We start from the raw sequence: 14,045 nt of genomic DNA, 5'->3' as shown, positions 1-14,045 counted from the left end.
GAATTGTATTTCTTGAAATACTTGGCTTCACATAGATCGTTCTTGATCTATCGCAGCGAGAAATGCGCCGAGCGAGATGAGACCCATTGCGTCTCGGCGTGTGAGTGAGCAGTGAGGTGTATGAGATGGCCCAGAAGGTAGAAGTGGTTCTCGTCGATGATCTTGACGGCAGCGAAGCAAAGGAGACGGTCACATTTGGGCTGGACTCCCGCTTTTATGAGATTGACCTCAGCGAAGAGCACGCCAAGGAGCTTCGCGAGACGCTGAAGAAGTACATCCGCAAGGGTCGGGCCATCGCCCCGCCCTCGCCGCAGAATGAAGCCCGTCAGATTCGTGACTGGGCCGTGAAGAACGGATATCAGGTCTCCAGCCGAGGTCGCTTGCACCGCGACATCGTAGAGGCCTACCGAAACGCCAAGAAGCGCTGATTCTGCGCACCCGTTGCGGTGCTGCGAAGACGACCGACCGAGGTTGGCCTCAAGCCCGGACGCAGCATGATGCTGCGGCCGGGCTTCGCTCGTGCCCGGCGCAGCGACCCTTCCGGGGAGCCGTCGGAGCAGGCAGAACTTTTCCCTATGGCGAACAGCGGCGACTAGACCGCGCGATGCCCGTAGCCTTGAGGCAGAGCACCAACGCTAGGAGTGTCTGTGGCTATGTTCGAGAGATTTACTGATCGCGCCAGGCGCGTGGTTGTGCTTGCCCAAGAAGAGGCACGCATGCTGAACCACAACTACATCGGCACCGAGCACATTCTGCTCGGCCTGATCCACGAAGGTGAGGGTGTCGCGGCCAAGGCCCTTGAGTCGCTGGACATCTCACTGACCGGCGTGCGCGAAAAGGTGCAGGAGAAGATCGGACCCGGCCAGAACGCGCCGAGCGGTCACATCCCCTTCACCCCGCGCGCCAAGAAGGTCCTGGAGCTCTCGCTGCGCGAGGCGCTCCAGCTGGGCCACAACTACATCGGCACCGAGCACATCCTGCTGGGCCTGATCCGTGAGGGCGAGGGTGTCGCAGCCCAGGTGCTCGTGGAGCTGAACGCCGACCTGAACAAGGTCCGCCAGCAGGTCATCCAGCTGCTCTCCGGCTACTCCGGGGGCAACCAGGAGAAGGCAGGCGCCGGCGTCGGACAGGGCGGCGCCAACGAGGGCACCCCGGCCGGATCCGTGGTGCTCGACCAGTTCGGTCGCAACCTCACAGCCGCCGCCCGCGAAGCGCAGCTGGACCCGGTGGTCGGCCGTGACTACGAGCGTGAGCGCGTGATGCAGGTGCTCTCCCGCCGCACCAAGAACAACCCGGTGCTGATCGGTGAGCCCGGCGTCGGCAAGACCGCCGTCGTCGAAGGCCTGGCCCAGGCCATCGTCAACGGCGATGTGCCGGAGCTGCTGAAGGACAAGCAGCTCTACACCCTGGACCTCGGGTCCCTGGTGGCCGGCTCGCGCTACCGAGGCGACTTCGAGGAGCGCCTGAAGAAGGTGCTCAAGGAGATCCGCACCCGCGGTGACATCATCTTGTTCATCGACGAGATCCACACTCTGGTCGGTGCAGGCGCCGCCGAAGGTGCGATCGACGCCGCGAACATCCTGAAGCCGCTTCTCGCCCGCGGTGAGCTGCAGACCATCGGCGCGACCACGCTCGATGAGTACCGCAAGCACATCGAGAAGGACGCCGCGCTGGAACGGCGCTTCCAGCCGATCCAGGTCGAGGAGCCCTCCGTGGAGGTCACCGTGCAGATCCTGCGCGGACTGCGCGACCGCTACGAGGCCCACCACAAGGTCTCCATCACCGAGGAGGCGCTTGAAGCCGCCGCCTCGCTGGCGAACCGGTACATCAACGACCGCTTCCTCCCGGACAAGGCCATCGACCTGATCGATGAGGCCGGCGCCCGGCTGCGGATCCAGAAGATGACCGCGCCGCCGGAGCTCAAGGAGTTCGACGGCAAGATCGAAGACGTCCGGCGGGAGAAGGAATCCGCCATCGACGCCCAGGACTTCGAGGGTGCTGCCAGCCTGCGTGACAAGGAGCAGAAGCTCGTCGAAGAGCGCCAGGCCAAGGAAGACGCCTGGAAGTCGGGCCAGATCGACGAGATCGCAGAGGTCGACGCCGATCTGATCGCCGAGGTCCTCGCGTTCTCAACCGGCATCCCGGTCTTCAAGCTCACCGAGCAGGAGTCCGATCGCCTCCGCCGCATGGAGGAGGAGCTGCACAAGCGGGTCATCGGTCAGGACGAGGCGGTGAAGTCGCTCTCCCGGGCGATCCGCCGCACCCGCGCCGGGCTCAAGGACCCCAACCGGCCCTCGGGCTCGTTCATCTTCGCCGGGCCCACCGGCGTCGGCAAGACCGAGCTGGCCAAGTCCCTGGCCGAGTTCCTCTTCGGCGACGAAGACGCCCTCATCACCTTGGACATGTCCGAGTTCTCCGAGAAGCACACGGTCTCCCGGCTCTTCGGCGCCCCTCCAGGCTATGTGGGCTACGAGGAGGGCGGTCAGCTCACCGAGAAGGTGCGTCGCCGTCCGTTCTCCGTGGTCCTCTTCGATGAGGTCGAGAAGGCCCACGCGGACCTGTTCAACTCGTTGCTGCAGATCCTCGAGGACGGTCGACTGACCGACTCCCAGGGCCGCGCCGTGGACTTCAAGAACACGGTGATCATCATGACCACCAACCTCGGCACCCGGGACATCTCCAAGAACGTGATGACCGGCTTCACCTCCAGTGGGGACACCTCGACCAACTACGAGCGGATGAAGGCCACGGTCAGCCAGGAGCTGCGCCAGCACTTCCGGCCCGAGTTCCTCAACCGTGTCGATGACACGATCGTGTTCCCGCAGCTCAAGCAGGAGGAGATCGTCCAGATCGTGGACCTCTTCGTGAACAGGCTGCGCTCACGGCTCGCCGAGCAGGCCATGACCCTTGAGGTCACCCAGCCCGCTCGGGTGTTCCTCGCCGAGACCGGCTACGATCCGGCGATGGGTGCCCGGCCGCTGCGCCGCACCATCCAGACCCTGATCGAGGACGAGCTCTCCGAGCGGATCCTCTACGGCGAGATCCCCCACGGCGCCGGCATCGAGATCGGCGTCGAGGGTGAAGGCAAGGAGCGCAAGCTCACCTTCGAGTGGCACGAGCCGCAGGATCAGATCGAGGCGTCAGAAGAGCCCGCCGCCATCGAGAGCTGATCCCTCGGGTCGGCCAGCGCTGACCCAGACATGAGTGAAGCGCCGTCGGAATCATCCGGCGGCGCTTCACTCATGTCTGGGTCCCTGCAACGCTGAAGCTCTCGGGCCTTCCGGGGCTGTCAGCCCCCGGGCGGGCCGATGATCAGCAGCACCACGAAGAGCATGACGACCCCGGCGCTCAGCACCCCGCCGACGAGTCCGGGCCGGTTCAGCAGCACCCGCAGTGCGCGGTCATGCCGGCTTCTGTCCCGCGGATCTTCGGTGAGCGCCGTGCGCCAGGGCCCCTCGAGCCGGCCGCTGCGCTTGAGCCAGAGATCCACCGGAATCGTCGCATAGGGGATCACCGCGCTGATCACCGCCACCGAGGTGGGGCCGGCGCTCCAGCGCTGATTCTTCGCCACAATCACTGCGGTCGCGGCATAGGCCAGGAACACGAAGCCGTGGATGCCGCCGCCGATGCTCACCGCGATGTCCAGGCCGTTGGTCGCGCGCAGGATCATCCCGCCGATCAGCAGGGTCCAGGAGACGGCTTCGGCGAAGGCCAGCACGCGGAAGAACATCTTGGGGGAGCGGAACACAGGTCTCCTGAGTCGAAAGGGGGATGGGGGCTCCGAGCATCGTACGGGTTGTGACCGGGGTGCGCCGAAATGTGTCTGTGCCCGGCGGTAACGTAGGGACCATGGCAACTCGCACCGCGTCACGGAGTACGGGGAAGTCCCGGTCCAAGGGATCCCCGGCGTTTGAATGCACTGGATGTGGCTGGCAGACCGTCAAGTGGGTCGGCCGCTGCCCGGAGTGCCAGGCCTGGGGCTCGGTGGAGGAGAAGGGCCAGGTCACTGCCAGAACGACGGCGGCGAGCCAGCTTGCTCAGCCGGCCCGGGTGATCCACGAGGTGGATGCCTCCGAGGCGGAGTTCCGTCCCACCTCCATCGGGGAGCTGGACCGGGTGCTCGGCGGAGGGCTCGTCCCGGGCGCGGTGATCCTGATGGCCGGCGAGCCCGGCGTCGGCAAGTCCACGCTGCTGCTGCAGGTGGCCTCCGCGGTGGCCCGCGCCCACCCCGATTCCCCGGTGCTCTACCTGACCGGTGAGGAATCCGCAGCCCAGGTGAAGAAGCGCGCCGAACGCATCGACGCGATCTCCGACGGCCTCTACCTCGCCGCCGAATCCGATCTGGGCCAGGCGCTGGGCCAGGTGGAGAAGCTCTCACCCCAGCTGACGATCATGGACTCGGTGCAGACCTTCTCCTCGGCCGAGGTCGACGGCGCCCCCGGCGGCGTCACCCAGATCCGCGAGGTCACCGCCTCGATGATCGAGTCGGCCAAGCGCAAGAACATGACCACCATCCTGGTGGGGCATGTGACCAAGGACGGAAGCATCGCCGGGCCGCGGATGCTCGAGCACCTGGTGGATGTGGTCTGTCAGTTCGAAGGGGAGCGACATTCCCGGCTGCGGCTGCTGCGCGCGGTGAAGAACCGCTACGGTCCCACCGATGATGTGGGCTGTTTCGATCTCAATGAGGACGGCCTGACCTCGCTGGCTGACCCCAGCGGGCTCTTCGTCTCAGCGATGACCGAACGCGTCCCCGGCACCTGCATCACCATCACCCTGGAAGGTCGCAGGCCGCTCACCGCAGAGGTCCAGGCCCTGGTGGCCGAGTCTCAGGCGGCCCAGCCCCGCCGTGCGGTCTCCGGCCTGGACTCTCCCCGGGTCTCGATGCTGCTCGCAGTGCTCCAGCGTCGCGCCAAGCTCACCGCGCTGATGAAGTCCGAGGCGTATGTGGCCACAGTGGGCGGGGTCAGGATCACTGAACCCGCGGCTGATCTCTCCATCGCTCTGGCGGTGGCCTCCGCGGCGCTGGAGAAGCCGCTGCCGAACCGGTTCGTGGCCTTCGGGGAGGTGGGCCTGGCTGGGGAGGTGCGCCCGGTGCCGGGTCTGCGTCAGCGACTGGAGGAGGCCCAGCGGCTGGGCTTCACCCATGCGATCGTCCCGCGCAGATCCACCGGCACGGAGAAGGACGCCACCCCGGAGGGGATGCGGGTCCGCGAGGTCGGCTCACTGGCCGAGGCGCTGAACCTGGTGCTCGACGGCGGCCAGTCAGGCTGAGCCTGCAGAATCTCTGGCGGCAGTTCCGGCAAGGACAGGCGCGGAGGCGCCCAGCCCACCGGGAAGGCTGATCTGCCCTTCATCGGCGGCGGCGAGCCCGTCGCGCAGCAGCGAGTCCAGGCACCGGCTCCGCTGTTCCTCCGCGGCCTCGGGCAGCGCCAGTCCGGCGAGAAGCTCCGTGCGCTCCACGGTCTGGCCCGTGCGCAGCACAGCCATGATCGCGCCACGCACCTGACGGTCTGTGCCCGCCCAGGCCTGGCCGCGGGTCTGCTGCTCCGCGGTGGGCGGTGGCGATCCTGCGGCACGCCAGGCACACAGGTCAGCCACCGGGCAGGACTGGCACTGTGGCGCGCGTGCGGTGCAGATCAGCGCCCCGAGCTCCATGGCCGAGGCGTTCCAGGCGCAGGCGGTGGCGCCGCCGTCGTGCTCGGTGGTGGGCATCAGCTCCTGGGCGAGCCGGCGCTGCGCGGAGGTGTAGGTCTTGCCCGGCAGGGCGTGTCCGGTGAAGGCTCGGGCGTGGACTCGTCGGATATTGGTGTCCACCACAACTTCGGGCTCCTGAAAGGCGAAGCAGGCCACGGCGGCGGCGGTGTACTCGCCCACTCCCGGCAGTGCGCGCAGCTCCGTCGCAGCGCTGGGCACCTTCCCGCCGTGGCGTTCGACCATGGCCGCCGCGGCGGCCTGCAGTCGCAGTGCGCGGCGTGGGTAGCCGAGCCGGTCCCAGGCGGTGAGGATCTCCGCGGTCGGCGCCGCAGCGAGGTCAGCCGGGCGAGGCCAGCGCTTCATCCAGAGCTCCCAGCGAGGGAGCACCCGGACCACCGGGGTCTGCTGCAGCATGATCTCGCTGACCAGCACGCCCCAGGGGGTGCAGCCGGGCTCACGCCAGGGAAGCGGGCGGGCTTTGTCCTCGAACCACTCGATCACACGGTCATGGACCAGCGTGGGCTCGGGCGTGAAGCCCACGTCGGGACGGACGGAGCCGTCCCGAGCGGCAGCAGGCGGGCTCGCGGGAGTGGCGCTGGCGGGAGACTCGGCGGCGGGTGTCATCGCCATGAGTCTAGAGAATCTCGGCCTCCGCCGTGCTCAGCTGGTGGAACCGGCCGAGCTCAGCCCTTCACGTTCAGGCTGCCGAGAAGCTGGCGCACGCGGGTGCGGATGTCATCGCGGATCACCCGGACCTTCTCGAGGCTCTGCCCTGCCGGGTCATCGAGCTTCCAGTCCTCGTAGCGCTTGCCCGGGTAGAACGGGCACTCGTCCCCGCAGCCCATGGTGATGACCACGTCGGACTGCTTCACCGAATCATCGGTGAGCTTCTCAGGTGTGTTCTCCGAGATGTCGATCCCGAGCTCCGCCATGGCTTCCACCGCGATGGGGTTCAGCGACTCCTTCGGCGCCGTGCCGCCGGAGAATACCTCTACGGCATCACCGGCGATCTCGCGAAGGAATCCGGCGGCCATCTGCGAGCGCCCAGCGTTGTGGACGCAGACGAAGAGGACGGTGGGCCTGGGGGTGCTCATGGTGTTCCTTCCGAGAAGCTGTGAGAACAGTGGGGGTCAGAGACTGTGTGGGGCAGCTGCAGCGATCGGGCTCTCCTGCTTGGCGGGGATGTTCGATCCGATGAAGAACCGGCGCGCCCACAGCGCCACGTAGACCAGCGCGACCAGCACCGGGACCTCGATCAGCGGGCCGACGACTCCTGCCAGGGCCTGACCGCTGGTGGCGCCGAAGGTGGCGATGGAGACCGCGATGGCGAGTTCGAAGTTGTTGCCGGCCGCGGTGAAGGACAGCGTGGTGGTGCGCTCGTAGCCCATCCGCAGCATCCAACCGATGACCATCGAGGCGGCGAAGATGACCACGAAGTAGACCAGCAGCGGGACGGCGATCCGGACCACGTCCATCGGACTGCTGAGCACCTGTTCGCCCTGCAGCGCGAAGAGCACCACGATCGTGAAGAGCAGGCCGTAGAGCGCCCAAGGGCCGATCCTCGGCAGGACCTTGGCCTCGTACCATTCGCGACCCCGGGCTCGTTCGCCCAGGGTGCGGGTGAGGTACCCGGCGAGCAGCGGGATGCCCAGGAAGACCAGCACCGAGACCGTGATCGCAACGATGGAGAACTCGGCCGAGGTGGTCTCCAACCCGAGCCAGCCCGGCAGGACCTGCAGGTAGAACCAGCCCAGCACGCCGAACATGAAGACCTGGAACACAGAGTTGATGGCCACCAGCACCGCAGCAGCCTCACGATCACCGCAGGCCAGATCGTTCCAGATCAGCACCATGGCGATGCAGCGGGCGAGACCGACGATGATCAGCCCGGTGCGGTACTCCGGCAGATCGGCGAGGAAGACCCAGGCCAGGACGAACATGAAGGCCGGTGCGAGGATCCAGTTGATCAGCAGCGAAGTGACGACCAGCTTCTTGTCCGAGAGCACCCGGCCGGTCTCGTTGTAGCGGACCTTCGCCAGCACCGGGTACATCATGATCAGGAGTCCGATGGCTATCGGCAGCGAGACGCCTGCCACCTCCATGGACTCCATCGCCACACCCACCTGGGGGACGACGGCGCCCAGCGCCAGTCCCAGCCCCATGGCCGCGATGATCCACACGGGGAGGAAGCGATCGAGCACCGAGAGCTTGGCCACCACGGCCGAGGGGTCCGGGACGGGTGGGGCAGACTGGCTCACAAACACTCCTGGGAAGATCGACAAACTTCGATGCCCCGAGTATCGTCAGAAACATCGATGCATGTCAATCCATGTGACGTTCGCCATGGGGGCAGGCTGGGACGATAGAGCTCGGAGCACTGCTCCCAAGACCGATGACGAACCCTCGAGGAGAAGCGATGATCACTCAGATCGACTGCACGCCCCCGCAGGCGCCCCTGGCGGAGAGCGTCACGCTGGACCCAGAGGGCGCCGCCGAGCTCGCCGTCGGATTCAAGGCGCTCGCGGACCCGAATCGCATCACGCTGCTCACCCTGATCGCCGCCGAGGAGACCGGGGAGGCCTGCGTCTGCGACCTCACCGAGCCGCTCGGCCTCGGCCAGCCCACCGTCTCCCACCACCTGAAGGTGCTGGTCGATGCCGGATTGCTCATTCGTGAGAAGCGCGGCACCTGGTCCTACTACTCGGTGGTGCCCGGCGCCCTGCAGGACCTCTTCAACTCCATGACCGAAAGGACCGCACACTGATGCGCGAGACGACCACCCCGGAGAACTCCACGAGACCCTCGGATCAGCCGGTGCGCGGCGCAGAGGAGGAGGTCGCCCCGGTGGCGCACTCCACTGAGCGCGCCGAGAAGCCAGCGGTGCTCTTCGTGTGCGTGAAGAACGGCGGCAAATCTCAGATGGCCGCCGGGCTGATGCGCCAGGACCTCGCTGCGGCGGGACTCGAGGGCGCCGTCGTCGTCTCCTCGGCCGGCACGCGGCCGGGTTCGAAGGTCAATGCGCTCTCGACAGAGGTGCTTGCGGAGATCGGGGCCGACATCGCCGGAGAGACTCCCACCCAGCTGACCCCGGAGGCGATGCGTGAGGCTGGGCACGTCGTGATCATCGGTGCCGAAGCTGAAGTGGAGCCATTGGAGGGTGTTGAGATCGAACGCTGGGAGGTCGATGAGCCCAGCAGCCGCGGGATCGAAGGGCGGGAGCGCATGGAGCTGGTCCGCGATGACATCCACCTGCGCGTGCGCGAGCTCAGGGAACGCCTGCTCGGCTGAGAAACAGCGCCAGTCTCCTCCGCTAACCTGGGGCCATGGGTTCCCAGCGAAGGCGGCAGTCTGCCGAGGTGTACAGGCGCCGACGCATCCTGGTCGGGGTGCTCGCCGTGGTGCTGCTGGTCCTTGCAGGATGGCTCACCGGCCTCGCCATGGGCGGGGGCCAGGACACGGATGAGGCCGATCCGCAGGAGGCCGCTGAGGGTGCCGCTGCGCAGGACGAGGCAGGTTCAGATCCAGGGTCCCAGAATGACTCGCCGCCAGGGTCCGAGGACTCCGCCGACGCCGACGGCCAGGACCCCGAGGCGGAGGCGCCTCAGGACCAGCCTCCCGAGGATGGCAGCTGCCGCACCGGCGATCTCGAGGTTCGGGCATCCACCGGTTCAGAGTCCTACGGACCTGGCTACGCCCCCAGGCTGGTCATGGAGGTGGAGAACACCGCCGACTACGCCTGTGAGGCTGACCTGGGTACGGCGGAGCAGGAGTTCCTGGTCGAGCACGCCGGAGCCACCGTCTTCTCCACCGCCGAATGCTCCGTCTCCCGAGAGTCGCTTCCGGTGCAGCTGAAGCCGGGCCAGGTGGAGCAGGCGCATTTCACGTGGCCACGCTCAGACTCAGCCGAGGACTGCGCAGAGCCGATCGCGCTGAATCCCGGCAGCTATCAGCTGACCGTGAGCCTCAGCGGCATCCGTTCGGAGCCGCATGACTTCACCCTGAACGAGGGCTGATCGACTCAAGTGCAGTCCGCGATGCGCAGCCCGCCTGGCTCTGCGTCCGCGCTTAGACTGTGCCGATGGGTTCCTTCATCATCAGGCCGGCGCGCACCGCCGATGTCGCCGCGATCATGGGCATGGCGGAGCCCCTGGTGGATCAGCGCGTGCTGGTGCACAAGGAGGCCGTCGCCTACTACGAGGCGATCCAGGAGTTCGTCGTCGCCGAAGCCCAGGACGGTGCCCTGATCGGGTTCGGCGCCCTGCACGTGATGTGGAAGGACCTCGCCGAAGTGCGCACCCTGGCCACCGATTCCCGCTGTCGGGGTCACGGAGTGGGTTCAGGACTGCTGAAAGAGCTCACGGCTCGTGCCCACGCCCTCGGTGTCAGCAGGGTGTTCTGCCTGACCTTCGAGGTGGAGTTCTTCACCCGGCATGGCTTCGGGATCATGGATGACCAGGCGGCGGTGGATCCGGAGGTCTACACCGAGCTGCTGCGTTCACCTGATGAAGGTGTCGCGGAGTTCCTGGACCTCGCCCGGGTCAAGCCCAACACCTTGGGCAACACCAGGATGATCCTGCAGCTCTAGATGTATTGAGTCACGACGTCGATGACACCTGGTTGGCAGGACTCGTTCCGATGTTGGCGCGGATGCGATCAGCGCTGCGACCGGGTCAGGATCTCCACGAGAAGGTCTCGCTCGCCAGGGGCCGCGCCGAGGGGGCCCACGTTGACGAAGGTCATGGCTCCGACTGTGGACGAGAAGGGTTGCAGCCGCTTCACCTGCCATGAACGTCGCATCAACCGCCGCCGTACCGGGTCTGGGAGACGCAGACCCTCTCGCCACTGATCCACCGTCGGTTAGGGTGCTTGTGACGAAGGCGGCACATCATGGACCGAGCATGGGTGACATGGACGGCAGCTGCGGTGCTGCTCCTGGGGGCAGGCTCTGTCGGCTGCGGGCGGCCGTACCTGCACGCGGTGGATGACGGGGTGTACGGCGCGCTGCTCCCTACGACGGAGCAGTGGGCCGAGGAGGGGTCTGAGGGGATCCCGGGAGGCTACGCCGCTCTCAGCGCCGACGGCGCGGAGCGTGTCGTGCTGCGGATCGAGGACGACACTGTCACGTTCGAGCTGGACGGGGAGAGCGCGGTGACCCGACAGGTGGTGCAACGCCGCGACATCCAGGACAGCGAGGGATCGGGCCCGTTCAAGGCCGACTCCCAGGCCCTGGCCCTGGGGGATGAGCCTCTGGTCCTGGGCTCGCTGACGATCAGCGACCCGGTGATCTGGTACGCCGGAGGCTACGACAGCACCGAGGTGGTCGCGATCAAGTCGTGGGACCCCGAAGAGCGGGGGCCGATCGTGCAGTGCGCGGCCGCGGACGAGCAGTGCCTGGCGCTTCCGGTCGGCGAGAGCCTGGTCGGAGATCCGATCGGTGACTACACGGACATGACCCGGCCCGGCGCTGCGGAGAACCCGGTGACCGGCATTCGGGTGACCGCCACGGACATCGTGTACACGCTCGACACCGGACAGGAGGTGCGCAGCAGCCGTGCGGAGGAGACCCTCATCCAGGCATGTGCTCTCTGGAAGTCGGCGGTGTGGCCAGTCCCAGCCGAGATCGGTCTCTCCTTCGACGAACCTGTGCTCGTGGAGACCAGCTGCCCCTTGCCCTCCGGGGAGGCGCCCAGACTCACCGTGATGGAACGCGCCTCGCTCCCCGTGCTCGCGCCGTTGGAGCCTCATCGGGCCGGGCAGTGGTGCCAGCCGGGGCCAGACTGCCTGTGGTTCGTCGACGAGGAAGGCGGCCCTGGCTGAGCGCGACAGCCTCACCCCGGCGACCAGGCCATGTCTGAGCGTGCACATTCATCCGCGTGTGGCACTAGCCGGCCTGAGTCACGACGTAGGTGACACCTGGTTGGCGGGGCCTCAAAGCTCGGGCAGCTGCTCGGTGGCGTCTTCGTGGCTGGCCCCTGTCGCCTGAAGCATGTCCACCACCAGCGTGCGCAGCAGCAGCACCACCGTCTCACCCTCGAGCGTCCCGATGCCCAGCGATTTCGGGTGCAGCCGCTGGGCCAGAGCGGACAGTGCCTCCTGGGCGGTGTTCATCCGGCGCGTGTAGGCCGAGCCAGGTTCAGACACTGCCTGGGAGAGCAGCAGCGAGCCGTCGGCGAACTCGTCCAGCACCGCCGAGAGGTTCGCCACCGCTTCGTCACTGAGTGTGGCGTGGTCCACGGTGCTGATGATCCGGCGTGCCACCACCCGCATGCTGCGCACCGAGAGGTCCACGTGGTCCGCGACCTCGGCCATGTGTCGGACGTAGTGGCGGTGCTTGCGGTAGGCGGGGGAGAAGACCGTCAGCTCCTTGGCTGAACGCACCGCATCGCGCAGCTCATCGATCTGCGGCTGCAGGCCGCGGCAGCGGATCAGCGAGTGCCAGGCCTGGCGCGAGTCTGAGTTCCGCACCGCCTCGGCGACGTCGCGCAGCGAGGCGGTCATCGCGTCCACCACGCTCTTGAGCTCAGCGATCGGCTCGCGGCGCGGATCCTTCGGGGTCAGCAGCGTGATCGCCAGCGCCACCGCACCGCCGACGATGGCGTCCAGGCTGCGCGTGAACGGGCCGAGTGCGGCTGCCTCGGGGGGCGGGATCAGCACCACCAGGAGGGCCTGGAGGCCCATCTGCATGGCCAGCACCGGTCCTGAGTCGAGGAATCGGGCCAACATGATGGAGAGGAAGAGGACCAGCGTGGCGGTGCCCAGGTTCGAGCCGAGCTGGTGCAGCAGCAGATCACCGATGAGGATGCCCAAGGTGCAGCCCACGCTGACCTCGAGGACCTTGCGCATCCGTGGTTCTTTGGTGAAGCCCAGCGCGATCATCGCAGCGATGGCCGCGAAGAGCGGATCGTCGTGGCCCAGGACCCGTTCAGCAATCGTGTAGGCACCCACGCCGGCCACGGTCATCTGCAGCGCAGGAATCACCGAGCGTCGCATCCTGCGGGCACCGACCTTGACTCGGCGCTGCGTGAAGCGGCGCGCACGGGCCAGCAGTGGGGGAGTAGAGCGCTCGGTCGTCACCTCATGAGTGTAGGCCGCGACCAGTCCCGGGGATACGAGGGGCCTCACATCCGCCAGGCCTCCGGTGTGGTGCACGACACACCGGTGAGGCGCGCCAGTTCACCGAGCGTTCATCTTAAGTGGGCACCTTGGCCACCTGTTGAGCGGCCCACTGTCACTTGCCCCTCCTAATGTGATTCGAGGTTCGCCGGAGGCATCCGCGGAGAACCTCATAAGGCTTGAAAAACGGCGCTTCCTCGCGCTTGATGAATCACTCAGAGAGGCATACCCGTGAAGATGAGAACTTTTGGTCGTTCAACGGCCATCCTGTCCATTGCAACCCTGGCACTGGTCGGATGTGGCGACGGCGGAGAAGAGGGCGAAGCTGAGACTGGCACCGAAGAGGGCGGCAACGGGGCCTCAGGCCAGGTCACCATCGACGGCTCGTCGACCGTGGCGCCGCTCGGTGAGGCTGCAGCTGAGATGTTCATGGAGGAGAACCCCGACGTCCAGGTGACGGTCGGCACCTCCGGCACCGGTGGCGGCTTCGAGAGCTTCTGCCGCGGCGAGACCGACATCTCCGAGGCCTCCCGCTCGATCTCCGATGAAGAGATCGCGGCATGTGATGAAGCGGGAATCGCGTACGAGGAGATCGGTGTCGCGAACGATGCGATCTCGCTCATCGTCAACGAGGAGAACGACTTCCTGCAGTGTGCCTCTGTTGAGGAGCTCTCCGAGGTCTGGAACCAGGACTCGGAAGCGACCAACTGGTCTGACATCGATCCTTCCTACCCGGATGAGCCTATCGAGCTCTACGGCCCCGGCACCGACTCCGGCACCTTCGACTACTTCACCGAGGCGATCAACGGTGAAGAGGGCAACATCCGCGCCGACTACAACGACATCGGTGAGGACGACTTCGCCGCCATCACCGGCACCTCCGGCAACGAGTTCGCCATGGCCTTCGTCCCGCTCTCCTACACGATCGAGGCCGAGGCAGAGCCGATCCGCACCCTCGAGATCGAGAATGAAGACGGCGACTGCGTCGAGCCGGCCACCGAGACCGTCCAGGACGGCAGCTACAACCCACTGGGTCGCCAGCTGTTCATGTACCCATCGGACCTCGCCCTCGAGCGCACCGAGGTGCAGGACTTCCTGGCTTTCACGCTGGAGAACAACGAGGCCCTCGCCGAGGCTGCGAACTTCATCCCGCTGACCGAGGACCAGGCCACCGAGGCACAGGCAACTGTGGACGAGCTCGCCGGGAACTGATCTACCCCACAGCGGAGGCTCGG

The 14,045-nt window shown here is 66.8% G+C and carries 14 protein-coding genes; 9 read left to right on the top strand and 5 right to left on the bottom strand.

What is annotated here, in order from left to right:
* Positions 1 to 125 precede the first annotated feature (125 nt).
* Together LTI14_RS09080 and LTI14_RS09075 are read left to right on the top strand one after the other, a co-directional pair.
* Positions 126 to 428 carry a histone-like nucleoid-structuring protein Lsr2 gene (locus tag LTI14_RS09080; protein ID WP_036474614.1) on the top strand — a complete coding sequence of 101 codons (303 nt, stop codon included), beginning with the start codon at positions 126 to 128 and terminating at the stop codon, positions 426 to 428.
* 225 nt (positions 429 to 653) lie between these two features.
* On the top strand, positions 654 to 3,170 hold the full coding sequence (locus LTI14_RS09075; RefSeq protein ID WP_241466342.1) for an ATP-dependent Clp protease ATP-binding subunit: 2,517 nt from the start codon (positions 654 to 656) through the stop codon (positions 3,168 to 3,170).
* A 119-nt stretch (positions 3,171 to 3,289) separates the two neighbouring features.
* On the opposite strand, the gene LTI14_RS09070 is transcribed toward LTI14_RS09075, so the two are convergent.
* Positions 3,290 to 3,748: a DUF3817 domain-containing protein gene (locus LTI14_RS09070; RefSeq protein ID WP_241476319.1), complete on the bottom strand. Its 459-nt coding sequence runs from the start codon at positions 3,746 to 3,748 to the stop codon at positions 3,290 to 3,292.
* 101 nt (positions 3,749 to 3,849) lie between these two features.
* On the opposite strand from LTI14_RS09070, the gene radA reads away from it, so the two are divergent.
* Positions 3,850 to 5,274 carry a DNA repair protein RadA gene (gene radA, locus LTI14_RS09065; RefSeq protein WP_241476318.1) on the top strand — a complete coding sequence of 475 codons (1,425 nt, stop codon included), beginning with the start codon at positions 3,850 to 3,852 and terminating at the stop codon, positions 5,272 to 5,274.
* Here radA and LTI14_RS09060 read toward each other — a convergent pair.
* The 3 genes from LTI14_RS09060 to arsB are packed head-to-tail and all read right to left on the bottom strand — an operon-like array spanning position 5,266 to position 7,955.
* On the bottom strand, positions 5,266 to 6,321 hold the full coding sequence (locus LTI14_RS09060) for an A/G-specific adenine glycosylase (protein ID WP_241476317.1): 1,056 nt from the start codon (positions 6,319 to 6,321) through the stop codon (positions 5,266 to 5,268). The two genes, radA and LTI14_RS09060, sit on opposite strands and share 9 nt — an antisense overlap.
* Before the next feature lie 59 nt (positions 6,322 to 6,380).
* The gene (locus tag LTI14_RS09055) at positions 6,381 to 6,791 is read right to left on the bottom strand and encodes an arsenate reductase ArsC (protein ID WP_241476316.1); all 411 of its coding nucleotides are present in this window, start codon (positions 6,789 to 6,791) and stop codon (positions 6,381 to 6,383) included.
* A 36-nt stretch (positions 6,792 to 6,827) separates the two neighbouring features.
* Positions 6,828 to 7,955, bottom strand: coding sequence for an ACR3 family arsenite efflux transporter (gene arsB, locus LTI14_RS09050; protein WP_241466337.1), 1,128 nt, complete (start codon positions 7,953 to 7,955; stop codon positions 6,828 to 6,830).
* 158 nt (positions 7,956 to 8,113) lie between these two features.
* On the opposite strand from arsB, the gene LTI14_RS09045 reads away from it, so the two are divergent.
* The 5 genes from LTI14_RS09045 (at position 8,114) to LTI14_RS09025 (ending at position 11,514) form a co-directional block, all read left to right on the top strand.
* Positions 8,114 to 8,461 carry an ArsR/SmtB family transcription factor gene (locus tag LTI14_RS09045; RefSeq protein WP_241466336.1) on the top strand — a complete coding sequence of 116 codons (348 nt, stop codon included), beginning with the start codon at positions 8,114 to 8,116 and terminating at the stop codon, positions 8,459 to 8,461.
* A complete protein-coding gene (locus LTI14_RS09040) occupies positions 8,461 to 8,985 on the top strand; it encodes an arsenate-mycothiol transferase ArsC (RefSeq protein WP_274616080.1) in 525 nt (174 codons plus the stop codon). Before LTI14_RS09045 ends, LTI14_RS09040 begins: the two co-directional genes overlap by 1 nt.
* A gap of 35 nt (positions 8,986 to 9,020) precedes the next feature.
* Positions 9,021 to 9,710, top strand: coding sequence for a hypothetical protein (locus LTI14_RS09035; RefSeq protein WP_241476315.1), 690 nt, complete (start codon positions 9,021 to 9,023; stop codon positions 9,708 to 9,710).
* 65 nt (positions 9,711 to 9,775) lie between these two features.
* Complete coding sequence (locus LTI14_RS09030; protein WP_241466334.1) at positions 9,776 to 10,282, top strand: amino-acid N-acetyltransferase; 507 nt, start codon at positions 9,776 to 9,778, stop codon at positions 10,280 to 10,282.
* Between the two features lie 302 nt (positions 10,283 to 10,584).
* Positions 10,585 to 11,514 carry a hypothetical protein gene (locus LTI14_RS09025; protein WP_241476314.1) on the top strand — a complete coding sequence of 310 codons (930 nt, stop codon included), beginning with the start codon at positions 10,585 to 10,587 and terminating at the stop codon, positions 11,512 to 11,514.
* A gap of 111 nt (positions 11,515 to 11,625) precedes the next feature.
* On the opposite strand, the gene LTI14_RS09020 is transcribed toward LTI14_RS09025, so the two are convergent.
* A complete protein-coding gene (locus tag LTI14_RS09020; protein ID WP_241466332.1) occupies positions 11,626 to 12,771 on the bottom strand; it encodes an FUSC family protein in 1,146 nt (381 codons plus the stop codon).
* A 276-nt stretch (positions 12,772 to 13,047) separates the two neighbouring features.
* On the opposite strand from LTI14_RS09020, the gene LTI14_RS09015 reads away from it, so the two are divergent.
* Positions 13,048 to 14,022, top strand: coding sequence for a phosphate ABC transporter substrate-binding protein PstS family protein (locus LTI14_RS09015; RefSeq protein ID WP_241466331.1), 975 nt, complete (start codon positions 13,048 to 13,050; stop codon positions 14,020 to 14,022).
* Positions 14,023 to 14,045 lie beyond the last annotated feature (23 nt).

Origin of the sequence: Nesterenkonia sp. YGD6 (genome assembly GCF_022565895.1) — a bacterium.
Classification (GTDB): domain Bacteria; phylum Actinomycetota; class Actinomycetes; order Actinomycetales; family Micrococcaceae; genus Nesterenkonia.
The sequence above is the reverse complement of the archived record's forward strand: the minus strand, read 5'-3'. Positions and strand labels throughout refer to the sequence as shown.